We start from the raw sequence: 21,321 nt of genomic DNA, 5'->3' as shown, positions 1-21,321 counted from the left end.
CTCGCTAGGCGGTATCAAGGTGGGCGTGCCGGAAATATGGGGAAGCGTAGTCCGGGCTGGCGCTGGGCCGGCCCGGACGGCACCGCGTCAGGCATTGGCGGTGGTCAGCTTGGTGCCGATGGTGCTGAAGGTTTTTTTCAGCTGCGTGCCGACGATGGTGATGGCGGCGATGATCACCACGGCGATCAGGGCGGCGATCAGGCCATATTCGATTGCGGTGACGCCATCTTCTTCGCGGATAAAGTTTTTGATGAGGTTCATGACAACTCCTGGTGGTGGTTAAGCTACGACGGTGGGTAAAACGGCATGGCGGTGTTGCTTCCTGTTGCTACGCTCTCATGGGCTTTCGCCCAGTGCGAGCAGTCCGATGATGCACACCACCGCCATGAGGGCCGCCACCAGGGCATAGCGGTAGAACGCAGCCTTTTCCTTGCCCTGCAAATAGGTGATCAGGGCTGTCGGAAGAAACTTGTCAAGGCGCATGCTGTGCTCCGTGTCGTGGTGGGCCGCGCGGTGATTTGCACTCCGGTAAATCCACTATAGAAGTTGGCACCTTGATCTACATCAGAAGAACATCCTTTTATTGCAAGGAGGAATTGCTTGTTTTTTTCGTGACAATTGTCATGGTCGAGTCTGGCGCGCGGGCGCGCGGGCGCAGGCAGCGCCGGTGGCTGGCGAAGGGGGCGGCGGAGGGAGTGCGCGGCCGGGCAGTGGCCGTGCCGGGGGACAGCGGCGTCAGGCGCCGGGCGGCAATTGGCCCAGCTGGTGCTTGGTGGCGTAGGCGTACAGTTCCAGGCGGTTGTATACGCCCAGCTTGCGGTAGATCGACGTCAGGTGGTTGCGCAGGGTGTGTTCGGAGATGAACAGCTGGTCCGCCAGCAGCTTGGCCGGCGTGCCGCTGCCGTGCACCAGCGCGGCGATGATCTTTCTTTCCTTGAGGGTCAGGCTGGCGATGGCGATGGCTTGCGCCGAGCCGCCGCCGGGCTGGGTCAGCTGCGTCAGCATGCGTCCCAGCATCGCGTGTTCCAGCCACAGCTCGCCCTGGTATACCTTTTCGATGGCCTTCAGCACCATCTCCGCCGGCGCATCCTTGCTGACGATGCCGCGCGCGCCTTTCAGCACCGTCTGGTCCAGGACGGCCTGGTCGTGGCTGGCCGTCAGCACCAGCACGCGCGTGCTGCCGCACTGCGCCAGCGCGGGCAGGATGGCCAGCGAGCTGATGCCGCCCAGGTCCAGGTCCAGCACGATCACATCCGGTTGCAGCGCCTTCGCCTGCTCCAGCGCCTCGGCGCTGTCGGACGCCGTGGCGACCACGCGCATGCCCGAGTGCTCGCCGCCGATCAGCCGCTCCAGGCCCCACAGCATGGTCTTGTGATCGTCCACCAGCATGACGCTGATGACATGGCTGGCCGGGGGCGTGTAGCGTAAGTCGTTCATATGGGGATCTCGATCTGCACGGAGGTGTTGCCCAGCATGCCATGCGTGACGCGGGCCGTGCCACCCAGGGCAGCTGCCCGTTCGGCCAGCGAGTCGGGCAGAAAATCGGGGACGTGCGCGGCGGCGCATTCGTTGTCGATGCTGATGTGCAGCGCGCCCTGCACGCAGGTCAGCTTGACGGCGCCGTGGCGCGCCGACGTATGCTTGCGGATATTGCTCATGCCTTCGTTGACGATCTGGAACACCTCGGCCGCCAGGCGGTCGTTGATGTGCAGGTCGCCTTCGATTTGCAGGGCGATATCGATGCCATAGAATTCGCGGATCTGCGTGGCCTGGCGGCGCAGTGCGACCAGCAGTTCCGGCTCGCTTTGCACCTGGCCGTTCTTGAACGTGCGCGCGTAGCTGCGCAGGTCGGCGATCACCTGGCCCGACATGATGATCAGTTTTTCCAGTTCGGGCAGCAGCGGGTTGCCGGGCGTGGCTTCGTTGCGCAGGGCGGCCAGGCCGTGGCGCAGGCCGATGTACGGCTGCACGGCCGTGTCATGCAGGTCGCGGGCGATCTTTTCGCGCTCGCGCGAGGCCGCCTGCGACGCCAGGCGGTCGAGCAGGTCGATGTTTTCAATGACGGGAAACGCCTGCGCGCCGATATGACTGAGAAACAGGGCGTCCGTCTTGCTCATGCTGGTGGCGGAGACGATGAAGATGCGGCCCTTGCCATTGCGCAGGGGCAGCGGTGCGCTGATGAAGGCGTGCGCTTCGAGCAGCTCGGCCAGGCGGTCGCCTGCCGCGTCGTCGTGCCGCAGCCAGCGTCCGCTGTCGGGATCGAGCATGCGCGCGCCGCCTGTCCACGGCAGCCAGCGGCCGGCGGGCTGGTTGTACAAGGCGATTTTATCGTGCGGGAAAGCGAGCAGGGGACTGGCCGCGTCATCGCTGAGGAGCGAGCTGGTGTGCACGACGCCCGTTGCCGTTTGCAGCACGCTGCGCAGCGACCAGACCCGCGTGCCCTTGTCCTGCATGATCAGCAGGCAGCTGCGGCCGTTGAAATAACTGCGGGTTTTTTCCAGCACGGAGGTAATGGTCTGGTCGACGCCGAAGCGCGGATTGGACAGCTGGCTGACATCGCGCAGCAGCGCCAGGTGGCTGCGCTGCGTGATGGCCGAACCGCCCCAGTAGGCGATCATGTAGCCGAGCGCCAGCAGGAAGGTGGTACGCAGCAGCAGGCGCGACAGCTCCGCATCCGATTCGCCGAACAGGGCCGTGGCGGCGAACAGGCCGGCCGAGGCCAGGGTCACGCGCGCGCCTTCCTCGAAGCCCCGCTGGAACGACGAGGTCAGGATGGCAAAGAAAAAAAACAGGAAGAATAAATTGTTGTGGCTGCTGGTGGAAAACACGATCAGCGCATACCAGGCCACGTCGAGCCAGTACAGCAAGATGTCCTGGGGCAGGCTGAAGCCCAGCACGGCCAGCACGTAGAGCAGCAGGCTGTGCATGGTGTAGGCGGAAAAGATCAGCCAGGTAATCTTGCTCAGCTTGCCGGCGCTTTCGGGGTCGATGAACAGGGTCAGCAAGGTGGCGCTCGACAGCAGCAGGCGCATGCCGTTGACCATGGTCGTATCCATGCCGGCACCCGGCAAGCCGGATCTGAGGGGAGGATCGAGATTCACAAGCGCTCCTGGCCATGTCCCGCATGGTGAGCCATGCGCAGGGATAGATACCACAGATAAATTCTTGTTATTGTTGCTGCAATCAATGACGAGTCTACGCACACGCCATAAAGATGTCTACTGGAATCCTTTGTCTTGCGTTGCTTTTTTTACAGCGGCTGCACCATCACGCGGTTGCGCCCGGCGCCCTTGGCCAGGTACAGGGCGCGGTCGGCGGCGCCGATCAGGGCGGAGATGGTCGGCTGCTGCTGCGGGTGCTGGGTGGCGATGCCGATGCTGACCGTGATGTGCTCGACCTCATTGCCCGTCTTGGCATGCGGAATGCGCAGTCCGGCCGCGTGCTGGCGGATTACCTCGGCCATGCGCAGCGCCTGCGCCGCGTCTGTGTCGGGCAGGATGGCGGCAAATTCCTCGCCGCCATAGCGCGCCAGCAAGTCTGTGGGGCGCTGCAGGATGGCGGCCAGTTCGGCCGCGACGCGGATCAGGCAATCATCACCTTGCTGGTGGCCGTAATGGTCGTTGTAATCCTTGAAGTGATCGATATCGATCATCAGCAACGACAGGGGGCTGCCCGTGCGCATGGCGCGCCGCATTTCCTTCTCGATCGCCACGTCGAAGTGGCGGCGGTTGGCGATGCCTGTCAAGCCGTCGGCAAAGGTTTGCGAACGCAAGACCATGGTCTGTTCGCGCAGCAGCTTTTCGCGGCCCACGGCGATGGTGACATCATTGATCTGGATCAGGCAGTGGCGCGGCGAATCGGGCAAATTGATCGGCGTGACGGCGATCGCCTGCTGCATGCGCTCCCGGCCTTCGGCCGCGCCATGCGTGTACAGGGGAAACGGCGCCTTGTGCAGGGTTTGCGACAGCAGCGACTGGAAATTGTCGCGCAGGGCCTGGGTGATGGCCGAATCGATGCGCTTGTGGCGCAGTTCCGGATAGACGGTGAAGAAATCCTGGCCCAGCACGGCGTCGGCCTGGCATGCCGAGTGGCGCGCCATCCAGTGGTTCCACAGCACGATGCGGTGCTGCTCGTCGAGCACGATGGCGCCCAGGTTGACGGCGCCGAGTATGCTCTCGAGCAGGGCGAGTCGGTGTAAGGCATCGGGCATGATCGTCACGCCTGTCCCAGGACCTTGGCCAGATAGTGGCTGACCTGCTGCTTCAGGTCGTGCAGGGCGGACAGGTCGAGCACGAATGCCACATAACCGTGGATCTGGTGCTTGGACAGCACGAAGTCGATATGCAGCATCAGTACGACGGCCTCGTCATCGTGGCCGCCGAACGAAGACAGGATTTCCGCGCTGGTGCCCACGTGGTACAGGGGCAGCGAGCCATGCAGTTCGCTGTCGAACAGGTTGGCCAAAGTCCCTACGCAGGAATTGAGGATGATGTTGCCGATTTCGCTCATCGCTTCCTGTTCCATCTCCGTCAGTTCCTGCAGCGGCATGGCGTCGCCCACCATCAGGCGCACGATTTCCAGGCTTTTATCTTCCGGGAACATCAGGATGGCTTCGGTGGCGAAGGCGCCATCGTAATGCTGGCTGACGCCGCAGATGCGTTCGCCATCCTTCTTGCTGCCCAGCAGGGCAGCCGCATCGGCACGGTTCAGAAAAGTGATCGACGGCACCGACATGGTGACTTCTTCATTGACGATCTCGCTCATCGCGGCGGCCGCATGGCCCACCCCGATGTTGAATATCTCCACGAGGGCATCGTTTTCCAGTTCGGAGAGATTGACCATGCTCACAGTCCCAGTGACTCGATCAGCTGGTGGATGCGGGTTTCCGTGATCGGTTTTTCCATGAAGCCGACACGAAGTTCGATGGCGCGGTTGCGGATGGCGTTTTGCACGTTCGCCGTGACGAGAACGATGTGCGTTTGGGGGCACAGCGCGCGCAATTGTTCCGCCGCCGCCACACCGCCCATGCCGGGCATGTTGACATCCAGTAATATCAGCACAGGGCTGACAGTCTTGACTTTTTCCAGGGCTTCCTCACCCGTCGCCGCCTCAATCACTTGCCAGTCGGCATGTTTGCTGAGGATGAACTGATGCGACATCAGACGTGAAACCCGGCTGTCATCGACAACAAGTACCTGCTTACTGTGATTCATGTGCTATTCCTGAAACGTCATATCGGTCAATCGTTCCATTTTCGCATATTTTAGAGGGCATAGAGAGTAATTGGCTGGGCAATTGCCTTGGGGCAAGTCTTTTCCACTTGCCTGTTGTATCCCGTCGCCAGGTCCGTCATCATGGCCGGCTGGCCGGGCCGGCAATCCGTTAAAATAGCGGCATTCCTCACTTTAGCCTTTTTTTGCCATGACCCAAGACGAATTGAAGCAAGCCGTAGCCCGCGCCGCCATTAACTATGTGGTGGACGGTGAAATCATCGGTGTCGGCACCGGTTCCACCGCCAACTTTTTCATCGATGAACTGGCCAAGATCAAGGACCGCATCAAGGGGACGGTCGCGTCGTCCGAAGCGACGGCCGCGCGCCTGGCCGGTCATGGCATTCCCGTCTTCGACCTGAACGACGTCGAGTCGATCGCCGTCTACATCGATGGCGCCGATGAAATCACGGCCAGCGGCGCCATGATCAAGGGCGGCGGCGCGGCATTGACGCGTGAAAAGATCGTCGCGTCCGTCGCGAAACAGTTCGTCTGCATCGCCGACGGCTCCAAGCTCGTCGAGACCCTCGGTGCCTTCCCGCTGCCGGTGGAAGTGGTGCCGATGGCGCGCGCCGCCGTCTCGCGCCAGCTGGCCGCGCTGGGCGGCACGCCACGCTTGCGCCTGAAGCCTGGCAGCACGGAAGCCTTCATCACCGACAACGGCGGCGAGATCATCGACGTGCTGGGCTTGCAGATCGCCGACCCGGTGGCGCTGGAACAGCAGATCAACCAGATCGTCGGCGTCATCGCCGTCGGCCTGTTCGCTGTGCGCGGCGCGAATGTCTGCCTGCTGGGCATGCCGGAAGGCGTGCGTACCTTGGCGTACTTAAGGTGATAGCCGGCGTTCGCCGGCATTTGCACTTGTCTTACACGGCGGCCCCTTGCGGGCCGCTTGTCATGTGTGCCTGACGGTACACGGCCACGGTGCGCAGCAAGCCGCCGAGGAAGATGCCGCTGAAGCAGCCATAGGCGAGGCAGACGGGCACGATGAAGCCGGTCGCATGGGCGTAGGCCGGCGCGATGGCCAGGGTCACGGCCACCGCATACTTCATGCAAAAGATACTCATCATCAGCATCAACGGCACCCAGCTGCCGGGGCGCAGCACGCTGGTCCGTTCGGGTATGGCGACGATCTTGCGCGCATCGCTCAGTGTCCATGCCAGCGCCGCGCCGGCCAGGGCGCCGGCGGCCCAGGCGAACGGCGCCACGCCGGCCAGGCCGAAACTGCCCTGCACGCCGCTCAGCGACAGGGCCAGCATGACCAGGGGAATGATGCACAGCTTGCGCAAGGTCACTTCGCGTGCGCGGCTGGCCAGCACGCCCCGGTACACGAGCAAGCCCAGGATGGCCCAGACGTAGAGGGGAGTGTGGCTGAAGATGTGCTGCAACATGGTGTCCGCCTTTGGAGTGAGGTTGTCGATGGACGTACTGTGCCAGCGGGCGGCATGGGCGGCGAGCGGTGTGCGACGAAACGGGGAGGCGGTGCCGTGAAACAGCGGAGGAGGGCGTGAAACGCAGGTGAAACTGCCCGTGACGCGGCGGCCACGGGCAAGCGATAAAACTTATTCCGTTGGCGGCACGTAGCCCATGGCGGCATCGGCGCCATCGCCGAAGAAATGCTTTTCCATCTGCGTGGCCAGGTATTTGCGGGCGCGCGCGTCGGCCAGGTTCAAACGGTTTTCATTGACCAGCATGGTCTGGTGCTTGAGCCAGGCGGCCCATGCTTCCTTCGACACGGATTCGTAAATCTTCTTGCCCAGTTCGCCCGGGTACGGCGGGAAATCCAGTCCTTCGGCTTCCTTGTTGAGTTTGATGCAGTGGATCGTGCGGGCCATCTGTGCTCCTGAATCAGTGTAGAGATAAAGCGTGATTATAAGGCACTTTGCGCCTGCCCTCGCGGGGTCGTCGCGGCCTGGCGACACGCCGTTTGCCGCGCCCTTGCGCTGGATCAAATTTGATCTGCGCCGCCCTAGCTAGTAAGATGCCTTATCGCGCCAGCCGCTGGCTGCGCCTCTTCCAAGCAAGTAGTAACAATTAACCAATATGGAATCCCTATGACCTCAGTGAAAGTCCATGGCATCGATGTCAGCAATACCGGCAGCTTCGCGCTGTTTGGCGGCATCAACGTGCTCGAATCGCGTGATCTTGCCATGCGCGCCTGCGAAGAATATGTGCGCGTCACGCAAAAACTGGGCATTCCCTATGTGTTCAAGGCCAGCTTCGACAAGGCCAACCGTTCCTCGATCCATTCCTACCGGGGACCAGGCCTGGAAGAAGGCATGCGCATCTTCCAGGACGTCAAGGCGGCGTTCGGCGTACCCGTGATTACCGACGTGCATGAGCCATGGCAGGCGCAGCAGGTGGCCGAAGTGGTCGACGTGCTGCAATTGCCCGCCTTCCTGGCGCGTCAGACGGACCTCGTCGTGGCGCTGGCGAAAACGGGTAAAGTGATCAACATCAAGAAGCCGCAATTTTTGAGCCCAGGCCAGATGGCCAATATCGTCGAGAAATTCAAGGAAGCGGGCAACGACCAATTGATCCTGTGCGACCGCGGCACTTGCCTCGGCTACGACAACCTGGTGGTCGACATGCTGGGCTTTGGCGTCATGAAAAAGACCTGCGACGACCTGCCCATCATCTTCGACGTCACGCACGCCCTGCAGCAGCGTGATCCCGGCGGCGCCGCTTCGGGCGGCCGCCGCCAGCAGGTGGCCGACCTGGCCCGCGCCGGCCTGGCCGTCGGCATCGCCGGCCTGTTCCTGGAAGCCCATCCGGACCCGGACAATGCCCGCTGCGACGGCCCCAGCGCCTTGCCGCTGGACCAGCTGGAACCGTTCCTGGCGCAATTGAAGGCGCTCGACGATCTGGTCAAGTCGTTTGCGCCGCTGAATATCAAGTAACTAGTCACTAGCAGCTGTTTTTCGCGCGTTCTGTGAGCAAAAACACCACCGGTTCCGGTGGTGTTTTTTTTTGCCTGCAGCGGCTGCGGGTGCTGTTGTCTGGCATGCGTGTTGTGTTAACGCCCGATGGGGAGAATTTGTCGAAATTGCTTACTTGCAGCATTTTATAATGCCATTAATTGCTTTTGCCGAAAAGTCCTGGCAAGCCCCGATGTCATCACGTCAGATCGGAACATCACATGAATCGAATTCATCGCACGGTATGGAACCGCCGCCGCAACGCGGTCATGGTCGTGGCAGAACATGCCGGCAGCGGGGGCAAGCGCTCCGGCACCACAGGGACGCTGCTGGCCAGCGTGCTGACCGGCGTGATGCTGGGCGGCGCGGCGCAGGCGGCGGACCTTGCCGCCACGGCCTTGCCCAGCGGCGCCGTGGTGACGGCGGGACAGGCGCACGTCGGCCAGCAGGGCGCGGCCATGACCGTAACCCAGGCCAGCGGCAAGGCGGCCATCGAGTGGAACAGTTTTTCGATCGGCAAGGATGCCAGGGTCAATTTCGTGCAGCCGAATGCCGCCGCCGTGACCTTGAACCGGGTCCGGGGCAATGAAGGCTCGGTCATCGACGGCGCGCTGCATGCGAATGGCCAGGTGTTCATTTTGAATCCGAATGGCGTGCTGTTCGGCAAGGGCGCCAGAGTCGATACGGCGGGCCTGGTAGCGAGCACGCTCAATCTCGGCGATGCCGATTTTCTGGCAGGCAAGACCAGTTTCACCGGCAAGGGCGGCGCCGTCCGCAATCTGGGCAGTCTGAACGCCAGGGATGGCGGCTACATCGCGTTATTGGGCGCGCGAGTGCGCAATGACGGCGTGATCAGCGCCAGGCTGGGGACGGTGGCGCTGGCGGCCGGCAACAAGGTCAGCCTGACTTTCGACGGCGGCGCGTTGGTGGGCGTGGCCGTCGATGAGGCGGCGCTGGCCGCGCTGGTCGCCAATGGCAACGCCGTGCACGCCGATGGCGGCCTGGTGGTGCTGACGGCGAAAGGCGCCGACGGCCTGTTGAGTACCGTCGTCAACAACACGGGCGAAGTGCGCGCGCGCACCATCAACGAGCGCGGCGGACGGATTTTCCTGCTGGGCGAAGGCGGCGCCGTGGAAGTGGCCGGCAAGCTCGATGCCAGCGCGCCGCAGGGCGGCAATGGCGGCTTCATCGAAACCTCGGGGCCGGTGCTGCGCGTGGCTGACGGCACGCGCGTCGACAGCAGCGCCGTTGCGGGCCGCAGCGGCTCCTGGCTGATCGACCCCACCGATTTCACGATCGGCAGCGGCAGCGCCGCGCAAGGCGCGAGCGGCATCGGCGTCGATACCCTGCAAGCGGCGCTGGCTGCCGGCAATGTCACGATTCAGACCCAGGCGGCCGGCAGCGAAGCGGGCGATATCCACGTCAACGCGCCGCTGGCCTGGAACGCCAACCAGCTGACCCTGGAAGCGCACGGCGACATCAATGTCAACGCCGTCATGAGCGCCACCGGCAGTTCGACCTTGAACCTGAAAACAGGCTACAACTTCAATCCCGGCAGCCCGACGTTTAACACGAGCAAGAATGTGCTGGTGGGTATCGATGACGCCGGCGTCTTCAAGGGCCGCATCGATGTCGACCGCGCCGGTACGGGGTTGCTGACGATTAATAACATCGGCTATACCCTGATCAATGCGCTGGGCAGCGCCGGCAGCACCAGCAGCCTCGATTTGCAGGGCATCAACGGCGGCGCCGGCGGCCACTATGCACTGGCCGGCAATATCGACGCCAGCGCCACCAGCGGCTGGAACGGCGGCGCCGGCTTCGCTCCCGTATCCCTCTCCGGCGTGTTCGACGGCCTGGGTCATACCGTCAGCGGCTTGCGCATCACCCAGCCGTCCGGCACGTATGTTGGCCTGTTTGGCAGCAACAACGGGCGGGTGCGCAACGTGGCGATGTCGAATGCGGTGGTCAGCGCCAATCAGGGCGTGGGGGCGTTGATCGGATTGAACATGGGCAGCGTTTACAACAGCTACGCCGCAGGCAGCGTGACGGGGCCGGGCGGTTACGTGGGCGGCCTGATCGGTGCGATCTTCGATGGCACGCTCACCCGCCTGCATTTCGACGGCACGGTCAATTCGCAGGGCAATAACATCGGCGGACTGACCGGTTACCTGGCATACCAGATCACCCTGGCCAACAGCTATGCCAACGCCACGGTGACGAATACGGCCGGCACCTGGACTGGCGGCCTGGTCGGGCAAAACGATTACGGCTACATCGTCGACAGCCATGCCGGCGGCAGCGTCAATGGCAAGGGCGACACGGGCGGCCTGGTCGGCAATAACAACAGCGGCAGAGTCACCGGCAGCTACGCCACCGCCACCGTGACCGGCACCACGAATACGGGCGGCCTGGTCGGCAACAACAATAACGGCAAGGTCAGCGGCAGCTACGCCAGCGGCGCCGTTACCGGCACGAGCACGGTGGGCGGCTTGATCGGCCGAAGTAGCGCCGCCGGTGGCACCGCCACGCCGGACAATGAAGTCAATACCAGTTATACGAGCGGTACCGTCAATGCCAGCGGCGACAATGTCGGCGGCCTGATTGGCTTAAATTATGGCAACAACGTCGTCAATACCTATTCCCGCAGCGCCGTCAGTACCAGCGGCAATTATGTGGGCGGTTTGATCGGCAACAACCTGGGAACCGTCGACAAGAGCTACTCGACCGGCCTCGTGAGCAGCCCGGGCGCGGGCGTGGGCGGCTTGATGGGTGTCAGCATCGGCGGCGTCAGCAACAGTTTCTGGGATACACAGACCAGCGGGCAGAACAGCAGTGGCGACGGCACGGGCAAGACCACGGCGCAAATGAAAGATAGCAATACATTTATCACCAGCAGCTGGGATTTCACCTTCCACAGCGGAGTATGGGGACGCAAGGCAACGCTCAATGACGGCTATCCCGTCTTGCGCACGTTTGGCTACGTCGATCCGATCACCATCACGCTGAACAACCCGGCCTTGACGAAAACCTATGGCGGGGCCAATCCAGTCCTGACAGGCGGCTGGACGGTGAGCGGCTGCGACAACAACCTGGCATGCGTGAGCGGCGTCGACTGGAGTGCGGCCTTGCTGCCCACCACCTCCGTCGGCACGCTCAATTACGGCGCCAGCCTGTTCGCGCCGACCCTGGGCGCCGGCTATGGCAAGCTGAGCGATTATGACATCACCTACAGCACGGGTACCCTGTCGATCACGCCGGCCGTGCTGACCATTGCCGGCATCGGCGCCGCCAACAAGACGTATGACCGCACGAACGCGGCCAGCATCAATGCCGGCACCCTGGTGGGCCTTGTGAATGGCGAAAACCTGTCGCTGTCGGCCAGCGGCACCTTCGACAGCGCCAACGCCGGCGCCCGCACGGTGGCGGCCAGCTTGCTGGTAGGCGACGGCAGCGGCGCCAACGCGGGCCTGGCCAGCAATTACATCCTGTCCACGCCGACCATCAATTTGGCGGCGACCATCCGTGCGCTGGAAGTGCATCTCGCCAGCCTGGGCGGCAAGGAATACGACGCGACCGACAAGCTCAACGCCAGCTTGCTGCAGATCACGAATGTGCTCGGTGGCGACACCGTCAACCTGAGCGGCACAGCTACCCTGGCGTCGCGCAACGCCGGTACGCAGGCGCTGGCAGGCTATGCGGACCTTGTGCTGGACAACAGCAACTACACGTTCGCGCCAGCCAGCCTGGGCGCCAGCGTGCTGGTGACGCCGCGCGCGGTCAGCGTGAATGCGGCTGGCGGCGCCACGCGTCGCTACGACGGCAGCGTGAATGCGGCCGCCGGCCTGCTGAACCTGGCCGGGGTGCTGGCGGGCGATAGCGCCAGCCTGAGCGGCAATGCGCTACTGGCAGGCAAGAATGTCGGTACGCAATCCATCAGCGGCCTGGGTACCTTGAGCCTGGACAATGCCAATTACACCTTGAGCGGCGTGCTGCCTGCCGGCAGCGTGGCCATCACGGCCTTGCCCGTCAATGTAGCGGCAGTCTCTGGCGCGAGCCGGGCGTTTGACGACACTGCGGATGCGGCCGCCAATTTGCTGGCCTTGAACGGCGTGCTGGCCGGCGACAGCGCCGTGCTGGGCGGCAAGGCGACGCTGTCTTCCAAGGAGGCGGGCAAGCAATCCATCGTCGGCTTGTCGGGCTTGACTGTGTCCAACAGCAATTACACGCTGGCCGGCGCGAATGCCAGCGGCACCGTGGAGATCCTCCCGCTGGAAGCGGAAACACCGGAAACGCCGGAAGCGCCAAAGGCGAGCCTGGCCAGCACCATAGGCGAGGTTTCCCGGACCAGCGTTCCCAGCAAGCGCGAGGTCTTGCGCGATGCCGGCCTGTCGTTGCAAAGCGACTTGATCCCGTTCGTTTCCGTGCCACCCACCGTGAATAGCAGTGCCGTGCCACTGGGCGCCGCCTTTGGCGCGAATGCGCCGCTGAGCGTGCTGTACAGTCCCGGCGCGAACGAGATGAGCGAAAGTCTTACCCTGGCGCAAACCCAGCGCTTGCTGCAGCCAGCCGGCGCCCAAGGCAATGGCGGATCGCAGCCATTGCGCTTGCCCGTCAGCCGCAATTCCCTGATGGAGATCGTCAATGGCGGCGTCAAGTTGCCCGATGGCGTGGACCAGTTGCTGTTTGTCGTGAAGGCCCAATAAATGAGCATGCTTATCCGTACCTCCATCGTCCCCACCGCCCGCCGGGCGGCATGCAAACGCACGGCCATGTCGCTGGCGCTGGGCCTGGCCTTGGGCGCGACCGCCATGGCGCAGGCCCAGCAGGTACCGACCATCGGCGACGTCGTGCGCCAGAGCCAGCCGGTGCCGCCGCCGGTGACGCCGCCGCCGTCCCTGCCTGCGCTGGGCGGCGTGCCGGCCGCGCCACCGCTGCAGGCCTTGACCGGCGATGCCGCCAGCAAGGTCAGGGTGACGCAGTTCGTGCTGGAGGGCAACCACGCCATTGACAGCGCCACTCTGCTGGCGCTGCTGCAGCCGGAGCTGGGCCGGACGCTGACCCTGGCCCAGCTCGAAGAGATGGCCACCCGTATCACGCGCCATTACCGTGCCGCCGGCTACTTTGTGGCGCGCGCCTATATCCCGGCGCAGGAATTGACTGATGGCAAGTTGATCATTCGCGTGGTGGAAGGTCAATACGGAAAATTTATCCTCAGCAATACTTCGCGCGTGCACGATAGCGTGGTGCAAGGCTTGCTGGACCAGGCCAGGCGGCACGATGTCGTGTCCCTCGATACCCTGGAGCGGGCGATGTTGATCATCAATGACACGCCTGGCGTCAAGGTGGTGCAGGCCGACGTGATGCCGGGCGAGCAGGTCGGCACCTCGGATTTTGCCATCCGTACCGAGGCCACGCCCGCCTGGGGCGGCTACGTGTTGCTGGATAACTATGGCTCTACGTACACGGGCAAGCAGCGCCTGCGTTTCAATGCCGACTGGAATTCGCCCAGCGGCCGCGGCGACCGCCTGTCGGCCAGCGGCATGGCCACGCGCAACAGTGGCTTGCTGAACGGCCGTCTTGGCTATTCGATGTTGCTGGGCACGGACGGCGCCCGCGTCGAAGGGGCGCTCAGCCGCACTACCTATGAACTCAGCGACGTGTATGCCGCGCTTGACGCCTCTGGCAACGCCAATGGCGTGGACTTGCTCCTGAGTAAGCCGCTCAAGCGTACCCGCGAGCACACGGTGGAAGCGGGCCTGGGCGTGGCGTACAAGGATTTAAAGGATGAAATCGGTGCCACGCGCACCTCGGTGGGCAAGCAGTTGAGCAGCATCAGCGCCAGCATCGCGGACCGGCGTATGCATGCCTTGCTGGGCTGGGATGGCTTGACCCAGAGCAGCGCCAGCCTGACGGTGGGGCGCTTGCACTTCAAGGAAGCGGCTGCCGAAGCGCTCGATGCGGCCGGCGCCGATACGCAGGGCGGCTATGCCAGGCTGAATCTGGCGGCGTCGCGCGTCAGCGTGCTGCCGTCGCAATTCCTGCTGACCACCAGCGTCAAGGCGCAGGCGTCGCTGAACAATAAAAGCCTCGATGGCGTCGAGCGCATGAGCATTTCCGGCGACGGTGGCGTAGCCGCGTATCCGATCGGCGAACTCAGTGGCGACCATGCGGCGCTGCTGCGCGCCGAACTGGCCCGGCCGCTGGCGGGCGGCGGCACGGCGCAGCTGAGCGGCAGCATCTTTAGCGACTATGGCTGGGCCAGGTCGGTCGCGGCGCCGGCCGGCGGCGTCGCCTCGCGCAAGCTGGGCGATATCGGCCTGGGCCTGAGCGCCATGGCTGGCGGCATCCTGCTTAACCTGCAACTGGTGCACCGCACGGTAGGCGGGGTGCCGAGCAGCGAATCGGCATCGCGCACGCGCCTGCTGTTCCAGGCAGGCTGGGTAAGGTAAGCTATCGGCTGCCCTTGTCTGCAATGCAAAAAGCCTGGCAATGCCAGGCTTTTTGCGTGTTCAGTGACGCCGATTACAGGGTCTTGATCAACACCTGCGACTTGCGCTGCCAGTTATACATATGCTGGCGGTCCTTCGGCAGATCGTCGACGGTGGCCGGCACGAAGCCCCGCTTCTTGAACCAGTGCGAGGTGCGCGTGGTCAGCACGAACAGTTTGTTCAGGCCGGCGGCGCGCGCGCGGTTTTCCATGTGTTTCAGGATGCGCTCGCCGTCGCCCTGGGCTTGCACTTCCGGGTTGACCGTCAAACATGCCATTTCCGCCATCTTTTGCGCGGGGAACGGGTACAGGGCGGCGCAGCCGAAGATCACGCCGTCATGCTCGATGACGGAGAAATAATCGATTTCGCGCTCGATCAGCTCGCGGCCCCGCTTCACCAAAGTGCCGTCCGCTTCCAACGGTTCGATCAGTTTGATGATGCCGCCCACGTCTTCGATGGTGGCCTGGCGCAGGCTTTCCAGGTTTTCATGGCTGATCATCGTGCCCACGCCATCATGGGTAAACAATTCCAGCAGGGCGGAACCGTCCATCGAGAACGGCACGATGTGCGAGCGCTCGACGCCGTTGTGGCAAGCCTTGACGCAATGCTTCAGGTAGAACGCCGTGGCGTCGGGCAGGAAGCCGGCCATCAGCACGGCTTCGGCCTGGTGCGACGACAGTTCGCGGATTTCCACGCCCGTGGCGTCTTCCATCATCGGCGTTTCGGTAATAAAGATCAGCTTGTCCGCGTGCAGGGCGATGGCGGCGCTGCACGCCACGTCTTCCATGGTGAGATTAAACGCTTCGCCCGTGGGCGAGAAGCCCAGTGGCGAGAGCAGCACCAGGCCGTCCGAACCAAGGATGGAATGGATGGTTTCGGCGTCGACCTTGCGCGTGATGCCCGTCAGTTCCAGGTCCACGCCATCGATCACGCCCAGCGGGCGCGCCGTGATGAAGTTGCCGGAAATGATACGGATGGCCGCATGCGACATGGGCGTGTTCGGCAAGCCCTGGCTGAACGCGGCCTCGATATCGAGGCGCAGCTCGCCGGCCGCTTCCTTGGCGCATTCCAGCGCGGCGATGTCCGTGATGCGCACGCCGTTGTGGAAGCGGCCTTCGACGTTACGCAAGGCCAGTTGTTCCGCCACCTGCGGCCGCGAGCCGTAGACGACGGTGACATTGATGTCCAGCGCATGCAGCAGGGACAAATCATGGGCCAGCACCTGCAGCGCCCCGGCGCTGACGAGTTCACCGGGGAAGGCGACCACGAAGGTCTTGCCGCGAAAGGCGTGGATGTAGGGCGCGACGGAGCGCAGCCATTGGACGAATTGGGTAGGGTTTTCCATTAAGCGCATTATAATTCGCTGCGCGATGTGCGCGCTTAAAATACCTGTAAAAAACAATGTCTTCAGCCAGCAATAAGTCTTCCCCTCCTTCCACCGTTGCAAATGTGCCCGCCAGCGGGGGTGTTGCCACGCCTGCCGCCACGCCTGCGCAAGGCCGCCAGCGCCCGCCCGTGAGCCAGCAAAGGCAGCAGCCGCCACGCGCGGAACAGCAGAAAGAGCAACAGCGACAGCAACAGCAGCAGCGCGCGCCGCGTCCGCCGCGCGAGGGGCAGGCGCCGCGCGATGACCAGGCCAGCCGCGAAAGCCGCGAGAGCCGCGACGCGGCCCGCGCCGCGCGCGAGGCGGAAAAGGCCTTCCGCAACCCGCTGCCACCGATTACGTATCCGGAAGACTTGCCCGTTTCGGGCCGGCGCGAAGAAATCGCCAAGGCCTTGACGGAAAACCAGGTCATCATCGTCTCGGGCGAGACGGGGTCCGGCAAGACGACGCAGTTGCCGAAGATTTGCCTGGAGCTGGGACGCGGACAGAAGGGCATGATCGGTCACACGCAGCCGCGCCGGATTGCCGCCTCGTCGACGGCCAAGCGCATCGCGCAAGAACTGGGCACGCCCTTGGGCGAAACGGTGGGTTTCAAGGTGCGCTTTAACGACACCCTGAGCCGTGGCGCGTCCGTCAAGCTGATGACGGACGGTATCCTGCTGGCCGAGACGCAGACCGACCCCTTGTTGAAAAACTACGACACCATCATCATCGATGAAGCGCATGAACGCAGCCTGAATATCGACTTCCTGTTGGGTTACTTGAAACAGTTGCTGCCGCGCCGGCCCGACCTGAAGATCATCATCACCTCGGCCACCATCGATGCCGAGCGCTTCTCGCGCCATTTCGGCACGCCGGAAAAACCGGCACCCGTGATCGAAGTGTCGGGCCGTCTGTACCAGGTGGAAGTGCGCTACCGTCCCGTGGAGCGCGAGCAGGTGGCCATGCCTGGCGCAGGCAGCAATGCCGACAAGCCGGGCCAGCGCACCGCCGCCGCGCGCGAAAAGCGCGACTTGATGGATGCCGTCGTCGATGGCGTGGAAGAGCTGTGCCGCATCGGCTCGGGCGACGTGCTGGTGTTCCTGCCCGGCGAGCGCGAAATCCGCGACTGCGCCGAAGCGCTGCGCAAGCACCATCCGCCGCACGTGGAAATCCTGCCCCTGTTCGCCCGCCTGTCGGCCGAGGAGCAGGAACGCGTCTTCAAGACCAGCAATGCGCGCCGCATCGTGCTGGCCACCAACGTGGCGGAAACCTCGCTGACGGTGCCCGGCATCCGCTACGTGGTCGACGCGGGCCTGGCGCGCGTGAAACGCTACAGCTACCGCAACAAGGTCGAACAGCTGCAGGTCGAACCGATCGCCCAGTCGGCCGCCAACCAGCGCGCCGGCCGTTGCGGCCGCGTGGCCGACGGCGTGTGCATCCGTCTGTACGAAGAGCAGGATTATCTGCTGCGCCCGAAATTCACGGAGCCGGAAATCCTGCGCTCCTCGCTGGCCGCCGTCATCCTGCGCATGAAGTCGCTGCACCTGACGGACGTGGAAACCTTCCCCTTCATCGAGCCGCCGCTGGCGCGCGCCATCGCCGACGGCTACCAGCTACTGCAGGAACTCGGTGCCGTCGATGAAGTCAATAAACTGACGGCGCTGGGCAACAAGCTGGCCAAGCTGCCGCTGGACCCGCGCGTGGGCCGCATGATCCTGGCCGCGCTCGATAACGCGTGTCTGACGGAAGTGCTGATCGTCGCCTCCGCGTTGTCCGTGCAGGACCCGCGCGACCGCCCGATGGAACACCAGCAGGCGGCCGACGAGGCGCACAAGAAGTTTGCCGATGAAAAGTCGGAGTTCCTCAGCTACCTGAAGATCTGGCGCTGGTTCGAGTCCGCCATCGAGCACAAGAAAACCAACCGCCAGCTGCAGGATAATTGCCGCACGAATTTCCTGTCGCAGATGCGCCTGCGCGAATGGCGCGACGTGCACTCGCAACTGCTGACCATCGTCAAGGAGCAGGGCTGGCGCCTGAATGAAGCGCCCGCCACCTACGACAATCTGCACATGGCCTTGCTGACCGGTTTGCTGGGCAATATCGGTTTCAAGGGCGAGGACGAGCCGGGTGCCGGGTATCTGGGCGCGCGCGGCATCAAGTTCCACATCTGGCCCGGTTCTTCGCTGCTGAAAAAGCCGGGCAAGTGGATCATGGCCGCCGAACTGGTCGACACGACGCGGCTGTACGCGCGCTGCGTGGCGCAGATCCAGCCCGAGTGGCTGGAAAAAGTGGGCGAGCACCTGCTGAAGAAATCGTGGGGCGAGCCGCGCTGGGAAAAACGTTCGGCGCAAGTGACGGCATCGGAACGGGCGACCTTGTACGGGCTGGTGGTGTACAGCCAGCGCCGCATCAACTACGGCAATTTCAACTTGCCGGAAGCACGCGAAATCTTCATCCGCGACGCCCTCGTCGGCGGCGACTTCGACACGCGCGCGCCATTCTTTGCGCACAACCACAAGCTGATCAAGGATATCGAAAACCTCGAGCACAAGTCGCGCCGCCTGGACGTGCTGGTCGACGATGAGCTGATCGCCGCCTTCTACGACAAGCTGCTGCCGGCGGACGTGTGCAATGGCGCCGGTTTCGAGAAATGGCATAAAGAGGCCACGCGCGACAACCCGAAGCTGCTGTACCTGAACCGCGAAGAGCTGATGCGCCACGAGGCGGCCGGCGTGACGACGGATCTGTTCCCGAAAACCATGTCCGTGACGGGCCTGGAAATGGGCTTGACGTACCACTTCGAGCCGGGCAGCGTGCGCGATGGCGTGACGTTATCGGTGCCGCTGTACGCGCTGAACCAGCTGCCGCGCGAGCGCTGCGAATGGCTGGTGCCGGGCATGCTGAAGGAAAAAGTGCATCTGCTATTAAAATCCTTGCCGCAAAAGCTGCGCCGCCACTGCGTGCCGCTGCCCGATTACGCGGCGAAATTCTGCGAGCGCGTGCATGAAGCGGGCGTGTTCGGCCGCGGTGACCTGATCGACGCCATCATCCTCGACATCCGCACGCAGATCACGATCAATGTGCTGACGACGGACTTCAAGCCGGAAACCCTGCCTGCCCATCACTTCATGAATTTCAAGGTGATCGACGAGCATGGCCGCCAGCTGGACATGGGCCGCAACCTGGCCACCCTGCAGGCGGAATTCGGCGGCCAGGCGCGCCAGAGTTTCCAGAAGCTGGCCGAAGTGTCGGGCGTCTCCGGCACGGGCACGCCCGGCGCCAAGGTGGCGGGCGCGCAAGTGGCGTCGCGGCTGCAGGCACAGGGCGCTACAGTCGCAGCAGGCAAGGGCGCATCCGCCGCCGCGCCGGCGCCTCCGAACGCCACCGTCTCGCAGCACATGGGTTTGACGGCCTGGACCTTCGGCGAATTGCCGGAGTTGCTGGAAATCGTGCAGGGCAAGCTGACCTTGATCGGTTTCCCTGCCCTCGTCGACAAGGGCACGCATTGCGACCTGGAAGTGTTTGATGATCCGACGGTGGCCGCGCGTACGCACAAGGTCGGTTTGCGCCGTTTATTTGCGCTGCAAATGAAGGAGCAGATCAAGTACGTCGAGAAAAGCATCCCCGGCTTGCAGCAGATGGGCATGCAATTCATGGCCCTGGGTTCGCAGGAAGAGTTGCGCGAGCAAATCATCAACAAGGCGCTCGACATTGCTTGCTTGCAAGATCCGCTGCCGCTGGACGCCGCCTCGTTTGCCAAGCGACAGGCGGAAGGCAAGTCGCGCCTGGTCTTGCTGGTCAATGAAATCGCCCGTTTGCTGTCGCAAGTGCTGACGGAATTCCACGGCTTGCCGAAGCGGCTGCAAAATATTCCCGCAGCGGCGGCCACCGATATCCAGGCGCAGCTGCAGGGACTCGTGCATAAACGTTTCCTGACGGAAAACGAATACACGCAGCTCGCGCATTTCCCCCGCTACTTAAAAGCGATCAATGTACGCCTGGAAAAACTGCGCGCCGACCCCGCCCGCGACACCAAGTTGATGGCCGAATGGCAATCGGCCGCCGCGCCGTATTTGCGCCAGGCCAAGGACCGCCAGGCCGGCAAGAACACGGATCCGAAACTGGTCGAGTTCCGCTGGATGCTGGAAGAGCTGCGCGTGTCGCTGTTTGCGCAGGAACTGCGCACGCCGATGCCCGTGTCTGCCAAGCGTTTGCAGAAGGTGTGGGAATCGATGCAGCGGTAGGTCGGATTAGCGCGTCCGCAGGGCGCGCGTAATCCGACGTCATCGTTGGCCTGGGCGATGGTGCGCTGGATGGTGCGCTGCTGTTAACGGTGTCGCTGGTGGTGTCGGATTACGCGGCTGCGCCGCTAATCCGACCTACCGGACCTACCCGACCAGTGCGACCTGTGCGACCTGTGCGACCTGCCCGATCTACGTTCTATCTTTATTGAGATCATCGTCGCTGAGCGATGAGCGCGAGCCGCTCTGGCTGCTGGTGCCGGCGCGGCTGCCGCTCATGGAGCTGCCGGACAGGCTGCCTTCGCTGCCCGATTGCAGGCTGGCGCCACCGCGCAGGTCGCTGCCCGATGGCATGCGGCTGCCGGCCATGGCGCCGCTGCTGTAGCGCGTGCCGCTGCCATAGAACGCTTCCATCTGCTGGTTCCAGGCATCGCTGCCCATGTCGGGCCAGTTGTTCTTGTCGAAGCCGGGAGCGTTTTTCAGCAGGTCTTTGTCCACGTTGAGCAGGAAGCGCTTGTTGACGGTGTCCAGGGTCAGGCGTTCCCAGGGCACGGCAAACAATTTGTCGCCCATGCCCAGGATGCCGCCGAACGACAGCACGGCATAGGCGATCTGGCCGGTGCGCATGTCGAGCATGATTTCCTTGATGTCACCCAGCTCCTCGTCGTTGTGATTGTAGACTTCGTCCCCGATCAGGGTGTCGGCCCCCATCAGGGCTGGCCCCGGGCCGTCGTGGTTGCGGTACATGCCCAGGATGTCGCGGTCCAGATAGCTCATGGTGTTCTCTCCTCTGGTGAAATGCTGATCGAACATGCAGATTAAGCTTACGCACCTGTTCGCGTTTGATCTGCCTCAATGGTGTTAAGTAACCCCCAATAAATTATTATGATTTCTGACTTCCATAACCGGCGCTCTGCAAGGTGGCCGACGAGGCTTGCCCACTGCTAGCAGTGCTCGCACTGCGTTGCAGTGGACGCCTTGCATAGCATCCGGTTCTGTTCGTCATAAATTCACAATAATTTCCTGAGGATTACT

At 63.3% G+C, this 21,321-nt stretch carries 16 protein-coding genes; 5 read left to right on the top strand and 11 right to left on the bottom strand.

All coding sequences use genetic code 11. From position 1 onward, the window contains the following. Window positions 1-87: 87 nt before the first annotated feature. The 7 genes from AC3RCG_RS22245 to AC3RCG_RS22215 form a co-directional block, all read right to left on the bottom strand. Entirely contained in the window at window positions 88-261 is a 174-nt protein-coding gene (locus AC3RCG_RS22245) for a Flp family type IVb pilin (RefSeq protein ID WP_070222439.1), read from the bottom strand. A 75-nt stretch (window positions 262-336) separates the two neighbouring features. Continuing rightward, a complete protein-coding gene (locus AC3RCG_RS22240; RefSeq protein ID WP_157814672.1) occupies window positions 337-483 on the bottom strand; it encodes a hypothetical protein in 147 nt (48 codons plus the stop codon). 252 nt (window positions 484-735) lie between these two features. Next, on the bottom strand, window positions 736-1,437 hold the full coding sequence (locus AC3RCG_RS22235; RefSeq protein ID WP_070222441.1) for a response regulator: 702 nt from the start codon (window positions 1,435-1,437) through the stop codon (window positions 736-738). Beyond that, window positions 1,434-3,101 carry a sensor histidine kinase gene (locus AC3RCG_RS22230; protein ID WP_139142972.1) on the bottom strand — a complete coding sequence of 556 codons (1,668 nt, stop codon included), beginning with the start codon at window positions 3,099-3,101 and terminating at the stop codon, window positions 1,434-1,436. Before AC3RCG_RS22230 ends, AC3RCG_RS22235 begins: the two co-directional genes overlap by 4 nt. A gap of 149 nt (window positions 3,102-3,250) precedes the next feature. Then, entirely contained in the window at window positions 3,251-4,210 is a 960-nt protein-coding gene (locus tag AC3RCG_RS22225) for a diguanylate cyclase (RefSeq protein WP_492401972.1), read from the bottom strand. 5 nt (window positions 4,211-4,215) lie between these two features. Then, the gene (locus tag AC3RCG_RS22220) at window positions 4,216-4,842 is read right to left on the bottom strand and encodes a chemotaxis protein CheC (RefSeq protein ID WP_070222465.1); all 627 of its coding nucleotides are present in this window, start codon (window positions 4,840-4,842) and stop codon (window positions 4,216-4,218) included. 2 nt (window positions 4,843-4,844) lie between these two features. After that, a complete protein-coding gene (locus AC3RCG_RS22215; RefSeq protein ID WP_070222443.1) occupies window positions 4,845-5,213 on the bottom strand; it encodes a response regulator in 369 nt (122 codons plus the stop codon). A gap of 208 nt (window positions 5,214-5,421) precedes the next feature. Here AC3RCG_RS22215 and rpiA point away from each other — a divergent pair, with 208 nt between their 5' ends. Continuing rightward, complete coding sequence (gene rpiA, locus AC3RCG_RS22210; protein WP_492401973.1) at window positions 5,422-6,105, top strand: ribose-5-phosphate isomerase RpiA; 684 nt, start codon at window positions 5,422-5,424, stop codon at window positions 6,103-6,105. A 31-nt stretch (window positions 6,106-6,136) separates the two neighbouring features. Here the strand turns inward: rpiA and AC3RCG_RS22205 are convergent, their stop codons facing one another. Both AC3RCG_RS22205 and AC3RCG_RS22200 read right to left on the bottom strand, forming a co-directional pair. Further along, window positions 6,137-6,661, bottom strand: a complete 525-nt coding sequence (locus AC3RCG_RS22205; protein ID WP_492401975.1) for a DUF6622 family protein — start codon at window positions 6,659-6,661, stop codon at window positions 6,137-6,139. 171 nt (window positions 6,662-6,832) lie between these two features. Next, window positions 6,833-7,105, bottom strand: a complete 273-nt coding sequence (locus tag AC3RCG_RS22200) for an oxidative damage protection protein (protein WP_034750797.1) — start codon at window positions 7,103-7,105, stop codon at window positions 6,833-6,835. Between the two features lie 219 nt (window positions 7,106-7,324). Here AC3RCG_RS22200 and kdsA point away from each other — a divergent pair, with 219 nt between their 5' ends. From kdsA to AC3RCG_RS22185, 3 genes are all read left to right on the top strand, one after another. Then, on the top strand, window positions 7,325-8,170 hold the full coding sequence (kdsA, locus tag AC3RCG_RS22195) for a 3-deoxy-8-phosphooctulonate synthase (RefSeq protein ID WP_034750794.1): 846 nt from the start codon (window positions 7,325-7,327) through the stop codon (window positions 8,168-8,170). 239 nt (window positions 8,171-8,409) lie between these two features. Next, window positions 8,410-12,894 (top strand): two-partner secretion domain-containing protein, encoded by a 4,485-nt coding sequence (locus tag AC3RCG_RS22190; protein ID WP_492401976.1) that lies wholly within the window; start codon window positions 8,410-8,412, stop codon window positions 12,892-12,894. Continuing rightward, the gene (locus tag AC3RCG_RS22185) at window positions 12,895-14,640 is read left to right on the top strand and encodes a ShlB/FhaC/HecB family hemolysin secretion/activation protein (RefSeq protein ID WP_083293701.1); all 1,746 of its coding nucleotides are present in this window, start codon (window positions 12,895-12,897) and stop codon (window positions 14,638-14,640) included. Between the two features lie 73 nt (window positions 14,641-14,713). Here the strand turns inward: AC3RCG_RS22185 and argA are convergent, their stop codons facing one another. Next, complete coding sequence (argA, locus tag AC3RCG_RS22180; RefSeq protein ID WP_046685875.1) at window positions 14,714-16,024, bottom strand: amino-acid N-acetyltransferase; 1,311 nt, start codon at window positions 16,022-16,024, stop codon at window positions 14,714-14,716. Window positions 16,025-16,080: 56 nt separating this feature from the next. Here argA and hrpA point away from each other — a divergent pair, with 56 nt between their 5' ends. Then, window positions 16,081-20,289: an ATP-dependent RNA helicase HrpA gene (gene hrpA, locus AC3RCG_RS22175; RefSeq protein ID WP_492401977.1), complete on the top strand. Its 4,209-nt coding sequence runs from the start codon at window positions 16,081-16,083 to the stop codon at window positions 20,287-20,289. Between the two features lie 189 nt (window positions 20,290-20,478). On the opposite strand, the gene AC3RCG_RS22170 is transcribed toward hrpA, so the two are convergent. Continuing rightward, entirely contained in the window at window positions 20,479-21,063 is a 585-nt protein-coding gene (locus AC3RCG_RS22170) for a PRC-barrel domain-containing protein (RefSeq protein WP_070221465.1), read from the bottom strand. Window positions 21,064-21,321 lie beyond the last annotated feature (258 nt).

The sequence above is a fragment of the Janthinobacterium sp. GW823-FHT01H08 genome, from assembly GCF_058797855.1.
This window is presented reverse-complemented; position numbering and strand designations above follow the sequence as displayed.

Coding starts and splice junctions, on each gene's coding strand:
- rpiA (WP_492401973.1), top strand. CDS start 5,422: ATGACCCAAGACGAATTGAAGCAAGCCGTAGCCCGCGCCGCCATTAAC.
- argA (WP_046685875.1), bottom strand. CDS start 16,024: ATGGAAAACCCTACCCAATTCGTCCAATGGCTGCGCTCCGTCGCGCCC.
- AC3RCG_RS22185 (WP_083293701.1), top strand. CDS start 12,895: ATGAGCATGCTTATCCGTACCTCCATCGTCCCCACCGCCCGCCGGGCG.
- AC3RCG_RS22245 (WP_070222439.1), bottom strand. CDS start 261: ATGAACCTCATCAAAAACTTTATCCGCGAAGAAGATGGCGTCACCGCA.
- AC3RCG_RS22170 (WP_070221465.1), bottom strand. CDS start 21,063: ATGAGCTATCTGGACCGCGACATCCTGGGCATGTACCGCAACCACGAC.
- AC3RCG_RS22235 (WP_070222441.1), bottom strand. CDS start 1,437: ATGAACGACTTACGCTACACGCCCCCGGCCAGCCATGTCATCAGCGTC.
- AC3RCG_RS22220 (WP_070222465.1), bottom strand. CDS start 4,842: ATGGTCAATCTCTCCGAACTGGAAAACGATGCCCTCGTGGAGATATTC.
- hrpA (WP_492401977.1), top strand. CDS start 16,081: ATGTCTTCAGCCAGCAATAAGTCTTCCCCTCCTTCCACCGTTGCAAAT.
- AC3RCG_RS22215 (WP_070222443.1), bottom strand. CDS start 5,213: ATGAATCACAGTAAGCAGGTACTTGTTGTCGATGACAGCCGGGTTTCA.
- AC3RCG_RS22240 (WP_157814672.1), bottom strand. CDS start 483: ATGCGCCTTGACAAGTTTCTTCCGACAGCCCTGATCACCTATTTGCAG.
- AC3RCG_RS22205 (WP_492401975.1), bottom strand. CDS start 6,661: ATGTTGCAGCACATCTTCAGCCACACTCCCCTCTACGTCTGGGCCATC.
- kdsA (WP_034750794.1), top strand. CDS start 7,325: ATGACCTCAGTGAAAGTCCATGGCATCGATGTCAGCAATACCGGCAGC.
- AC3RCG_RS22200 (WP_034750797.1), bottom strand. CDS start 7,105: ATGGCCCGCACGATCCACTGCATCAAACTCAACAAGGAAGCCGAAGGA.
- AC3RCG_RS22190 (WP_492401976.1), top strand. CDS start 8,410: ATGAATCGAATTCATCGCACGGTATGGAACCGCCGCCGCAACGCGGTC.
- AC3RCG_RS22225 (WP_492401972.1), bottom strand. CDS start 4,210: ATGCCCGATGCCTTACACCGACTCGCCCTGCTCGAGAGCATACTCGGC.